Source organism: Serratia sp. Ag1 (assembly GCF_000743355.1).
Classification (GTDB): Bacteria; Pseudomonadota; Gammaproteobacteria; order Enterobacterales; family Enterobacteriaceae; genus Chania.
Genome location: NZ_JQEI01000071.1, coordinates 1 through 6,574 on the forward strand (window position 1 = coordinate 1; position 6,574 = coordinate 6,574).

Sequence of the window (6,574 nt, forward strand, 5' to 3'; positions counted from 1 at the left end):
CGGATCGTCTGTCGCACTGCCACTCTGCATGTTCTGCGGCTGTACGCTGCCCACATCGTCCGCGGCCGAGTCGATAAACGGCGCGTTCGGGGCCACCGAGTCTACGGTAAACGCCCAGCTACCGCTGGTGCTGACACCGCCCGCAGGCTCTTTGGCGCTGGCGCTCAGGCTGTGTGCGCCCTGGCCCAGATCGGTACTTGGCGTAAAGCTCCAGTTACCGTTGCTGTCCGCGGTCACACTGCCCAGCACATTGCCACCATCACTGACCGTGACCACGCTGTTGGCCTTCGCTGTGCCGTTCAGCGTCGGACGAGTATCGTCCGTCACGCCGTTCTGCACGATGGTGCCCTGCACGCTGCCCACGTCATCCACCAAGCCGGTCAGTTGGACCTGACCTTTGATAGCATCTACCGTCACCGCCAGGTGTTCCCCTTCGCCGCTGGTGTTGCCCGCCGCGTCGGTCACCGTGGTGGTGAAGTCGTGCGCCCCGTTGTCCAGTGGGGTGCTTGGTGTGAAGGTCCAGTTGCCGTTGGCATCGGTGGTGGTGCTGCCGATCACCTTGCCGTTGTCCAGCACGTTAACCACGCTGCCGACTTCCGCCTTGCCGCTGAAGGTTGGCGTATTGTCATCGGTGGTGCTGCCCGCGCTCAATGGGCCCTGTACATCGCCGTAGTCATCGGTGACCACCAGACCGGTTACCGGAGCCGGTGGCAGCGTGTCAATCACGATACCGAAGCCGCCGGTGGTCGGGCTGACCTGGCCAATGCTGTCGGTGACCGACGCCGTCAGGTTATGGCTGCCGTCTTTCAGTGCCGTCTCTGGCGTGAAGGTCCACGCGCCGTTGCTGTCAGCCTTAACGCTGCCAATCGCTGTGCCGTTGTCGAACACGGTCACGGTGCCGCCCGGCAACGCCGAACCCTTCAGGGTTGGGGTGTTGTCGTTGGTGATATCGCCCTTCTGCAATGCACCGGTGTGCGGTGCCACATCATCTTCCACACTGGTGATGGTCGGAGCCTGTGGCGGTACCGTGATCACGGTGATCGCGTATTCCGGTGACGCTACAGTGGTATTGCCCACCAGATCGCTTTCTTTAGCGGTCAGGGTCACCAGACCGTCAGCCAGTGGCAGGGTCGGTTTCAGTGACCAGGTGCCGTCCGCCTGTACCAGCGCAGTACCGATCACGGTGGTGCCGTTGTACACCGTAATGGTGTTACCGGCTTCCGCCCCGGTGCCCTTGATGGTCGGACGGTTGTCGTCGGTGGTACCACCGGCAACCACGTTGCCCTTCTGTTCACCCACCTGGTCGTCTACCCCGGTGATCGCCACTTTGCTGGCATCCGGTGCGGTAAAGTCCAGTGTCAGGGTAAAGGTGTTCGACGGATCGCTGACGTTACCCGCCTTGTCCGTCGCCGTCACCGTGAAGCGGTGCTCGCCTTCCGACAATTTGCTGGTCGGGGTAAAGCTCCACTGCCCACTGGCGTTGGTCTGTGCCGAGCCCAGCAACCCGTTCTGGTCGTAGACCTTCACGATGCTGTTGGCTTCTGCACGGCCTGCCAGCGTTGGCGTCGGGTCATCTGTCGCACTGCCGCTCTGCATGTTCTGCGGCTGTACGCTGCCCACATCGTCCGCGGCCGAGTCGATAAACGGCGCGTTCGGGGCCACCGAGTCCACGGTAAACGCCCAGTTGCTGCTGGTGCTGACACCGCCCGCCGGATCTTTGGCGCTGGCGCTCAGGCTGTGTGCGCCCTGACCCAGATCGGTGGTTGGCGTAAAGCTCCAGTTACCGTTGCTGTCCGCAGTCACACTGCCCAGCACGGTAGTGCCGTCACTGACCGTGACCACGCTGTTGGCCTTCGCCGTGCCGTTCAGCGTCGGACGGGTATCGTCCGTCACGCCGTTCTGCACGATGGTGCCCTGCACGCTGCCCACGTCATCCACCAGGCCGGTCAGTTGGACCTGCCCAGGAACCGCATCTACCGTTACCGCCAGGTGTTCCCCTTCGCCGCTGGTGTTGCCCGCCGCGTCGGTCACCGTGGTGGTGAAGTCGTGCGCCCCGTTGTCCAGTGGGGTGCTTGGTGTGAAGGTCCAGTTGCCGTTGGCATCGGTGGTGGTGCTGCCGATCACCTTGCCATTGTCCAGCACGTTAACCACACTGCCGACTTCTGCCTTGCCGCTGAAGGTTGGCGTTCTGTCATCGGTGGTGCTGCCCGCGCTCAATGGGCCCTGCACGTTGCCGTAGTCATCGGTGACCACCAGACCGGTTGCCGGAGCCGGTGGCAGGGTATCAATCACGATACCGAAGCCGCCGGTGGTCGGGCTGACCTGGCCGATGCTGTCAGTGACCGACGCCGTCAGGCTGTGGTTACCGTCTTTCAGTGCCGTCTCTGGCGTGAAGGTCCACGCGCCGTTGCTGTCAGCCTTGACGCTGCCGATCGCCGTGCCGTTGTCGAACACCGTCACGGTGCCGCCCGGCAACGCCGAACCCTTCAGGGTCGGGGTGTTGTCGTTGGTGATATCGCCCTTCTGCAATGCACCGGTATGCGGTGCCACATCATCTTCCACACTGGTGATGGTCGGAGCCTGTGGCGGTACCGTGATCACAGTGATCGCGTATTCCGGTGACGCTACGGTGGTATTGCCCACCAGATCGCTTTCCTTGGCGGTCAGGGTCACCAGACCGTCAGCCAGTGGCAGGGTCGGTTTCAGTGACCAGGTGCCGTCCGCCTGTACCAGCGCAGTACCGATCACGGTGGTGCCGTTGTACACCGTAATGGTGTTACCGGCTTCCGCCCCGGTGCCCTTGATGGTCGGACGGTTGTCGTCGGTAGTGCCACCGGCAACCACGTTACCCTTCTGTTCACCCACCTGGTCGTCTACCCCGGTGATCGCCACTTTGCTGGCATCCGGTGCGGTAAAGTCCAGCGTCAGGGTAAAGGTGTTGGACGGATCGCTGACGTTACCCGCCTTGTCCGTCGCCGTCACCGTGAAGCGGTGCTCGCCTTCCGACAATTTGCTGGTCGGTGTAAAGCTCCACTGGCCACTGGCGTTGGTCTGTACTGAGCCCAGCAACCCGTTCTGGTCGTAGACCTTCACGATGCTGTTGGCTTCTGCACGGCCTGCCAGCGTTGGCGTCGGGTCATCCGTTGCACTGCCGCTCTGCATGTTCTGCGGCTGTACGCTGCCCACATCGTCCGCGGCCGAGTCGATAAACGGCGCGTTCGGGGCCACCGAATCCACGGTAAACGCCCAGTTGCTGCTGGTGCTGACGTTGCCCGCCGGATCTTTGGCACTGGCGCTCAGGCTGTGTGCGCCCTGACCCAGATCGGTGGCTGGCGTAAAGCTCCAGTTGCCGTTGCTGTCCGCGGTCACACTGCCCAGCACGGTAGTGCCGTCGCTGACCGTGACCACGCTGTTGGCCTTCGCCGTGCCGTTCAGCGTCGGGCGGGTATCGTCCGTCACGCCGTTCTGCGCGATATTGCCCTGGATATCACCCACGTCATCCACCAGACCGGTCAGTTGCGCCAGCCCAGGAACGGTATCCACCGTCACCACCAGGTGTTCCCCTTCGCCGCTGGTGTTGCCCGCCGCGTCGGTCACCGTGGTGGTGAAATCGTGCGCCCCGTTGTCCAGTGGGGTGCTTGGTGTGAAGGTCCAGTTGCCGTTGGCATCGGTGGTGGTGCTGCCGATCACCTTGCCGTTATCCAGCACGTTAACCACGCTGCCGACTTCCGCCTTGCCGCTGAAGGTTGGCGTATTGTCATCGGTGGTGTTGCCCGCGCTCAGAGGGCCCTGCACGTTGCCGTAGTCATCGGTGACCACCAGACCGGTTGCCGGGGCTGGTGGCAGCGTGTCAATCACAATACCGAAGCCGCCGGTAGGATCGCTGACCTGGCCGATGCTGTCGGTGACCGACGCCGTCAGGTTGTGGTTACCGTCTTTCAGTGCCGTCTCCGGCGTAAAGCTCCACGCGCCGTTGCTGTCAGCCTTAACGCTACCAATCGCCGTGCCGTTGTCGAACACCGTCACGGTGCCGCCCGGCAACGCCGTCCCTTTCAGGGTTGGGGTGTTGTCGTTGGTGATCTCGCCCTTCTGCAATGGGCCGGTATGCGGTTCGACATTGTCTTCCACCGTCCCGATCACCGGGGCCGCAGGCGCCTGGGTGCTGACCGTAAAGTCATACTCCGGCGATGCCGCCGTGCTGTTACCGACTGGGTCGGTTTCCTTGGCGGTCAGGGTTACCAGACCGTCGGCCAATGGCAGGGTCGGTTTCAGTGACCAGGTGCCGTCCGCCTGTACCAGTGCAGTACCGATCACGGTGGTGCCGTTGTACACCGTAATGGTGTTACCGGCTTCCGCCCCGGTGCCCTTGATGGTCGGACGGTTGTCGTCGGTGGTGCCACCGGCAGCCACGTTACCGACAATGGTGCCTACGGCATCGTCTACCCCGGTGATAGCCACTTTGCTGGCATCCGGCGCAGAGTAATCGGTGGTCAGGTCAAAGGCGTCAGACGGATCACTGGTGTTGCCCGCCTTGTCCGTCGCCGTAGTGGTGATACTGTGATCGCCTTCCACCAGTGGCGTAGTCGGGGTAAACGACCAAGCACCGTTGTTGTCGGTGCTCACCGAGCCCAACAGGTTACCGTTGTCGTACACGTTGATGATGCTGCCCGGCTCTGCCGTCCCGTTGAAGGTCGGGTTGGCGTCGTCGGTCACGCTGCCGCTGCTCAATGGCCCGCGGATATCGCCCACATCGTCAATCGCCCCACCAATCACCGGTTGGGCTGGCGCCAGTGTGTCCACCTTCAGCTCAAACGCTGGCGAGGTGACGCTGTTGCCCGCGGCATCTTCAGCAGTCACGGTCAGGCTGTGGTTGCCTTCACCCAGATCGGTATCCGGTGTAAAGCTCCATGAACCGTCTGGGTTGACGGTGGTGGTGCCCAGCACAGTGTCACCGTCTTTCACGGTCACCACGCTGCCCGGCTTGCCGCTGCCACTCAGTTCAGGACGCGCATCGTCCGTCACGTCACCCGGTTTCAGATTGCCGGTGATAGTACCGACATTGTCAAACACCGAGCCCAGTTCGATAACTACCCCGGAGCCATCCACCACGATGTTCACACCCGGGCCTGGCTCACTCACGTTGCCTGCCGGATCGGTCACGGTGGTGCTCAGGTTGTGATCGCCATTCTCCAACGGCTGCTCTGGCGTAAACGTCCAGTTGCCGTTCTCGTCGATCACCGTGCTGCCGATCTCTTTGCCGTTGTCGATCACCGTCACCAGGTCGCCCGGCTCACCTTTCCCGCTCAGGGTCGGTGAACGGTCATCGGTGGTTTCGCCCGGCTTCACTTCACCGGTCTTGTCACCCACGTTGTCGGTGATGATCACTTCGCCCGGGGCGTCTGGCGCGGTGGTGTCGATCACCACGTTGAAGCCGCCGCTAGGCTTGCTGACGTTACCCGCCACGTCGGTCGCGGTCACGCTCAGGTTATGGTTGCCGTCTTTCAGCGCAGCGTCTGGCGTAAAGCTCCACTTGCCGTTGGCATCCGCCGTCACCGAACCTATCACCTGGCCATTGTCCAGGACAGTCACGGTGTTGCCCGGTGTTGCCGTACCACTCAGAGTCGGGGTGCTGTCATTGGTGACATCGCCCTTCTGCAGTGGCCCTACGTGCGGCTCAGCGTTATCCACCACGCTGGTGATGGCTGGCTCGGACGAGACCGGGATAAACAGGCTGATATCGTAGCTCGGTGAAGAGAGACCGGTACGGTTGCCCGCCGGATCCTGAGCCAGGATAACCAGTTGGTTGTTGCCTTCATGCAGTGGCAGCGTTGGCGTCATGCTCCAGGTGCCATCCGCCTGCACTACGGCGCTACCAATCAGATGCTGACCGGTGCTGTCGGTGGTGTACACAAAAATGGTGTCACTGGCTGTACCAATACCGCTGATCAACGGCTGGCTGTCGTCGGTGACAGCGCCGTTATCCACCAGACCCTGACGATCGCCCACGCGATCTTCCACCGCCGTGATGGCCAGGAACTCAGGCCCAGTCAGTGGAGCTGTGTAATCGGTGGTCAGGTCAAAGGCGTCAGACGGCTCACTGGTGTTGCCCGCTTTGTCCGTCGCGGTGGTGGTGATGCTGTGATCGCCTTCCACCAGTGGCGTAGTCGGGGTAAACGACCAGGCACCGTTGTTGTCGGTGCTCACCGAACCCAACAGGTTACCGTTGTCGTACACATTGATGATGCTGCCCGGCTCTGCCGTCCCGTTGAAGGTCGGGTTGGCGTCGTCGGTCACGCTGCCGCTGCTCAATGGCCCGCGCACGTCACCCACATCGTCAATCGCCCCACCAATCACCGGTTGGGCAGGTGCCAACGTGTCCACCTTCAGCTCAAACGCTGGCGAGGTGACGCTGTTGCCCGCAGCATCTTCAGCAGTCACGGTCAGGCTGTGGTTGCCTTCACCCAGATCGGTATCCGGTGTAAAGCTCCATGAACCGTCTGGGTTGACGGTGCTGCTGCCCAGCACGGTGTCACCGTCTTTCACGGTCACCACACTGCCCGGCTTGCCGCTGCCG

The 6,574-nt window shown here is 62.4% G+C and carries 1 protein-coding gene; it reads right to left on the minus strand.

Features of this window, described 5'->3' with window-relative positions; genetic code table 11:
* A partial coding sequence (locus IV04_RS23825; RefSeq protein ID WP_037441642.1) for an Ig-like domain-containing protein occupies positions 1-6,574 on the minus strand: 6,574 nt, incomplete at both ends.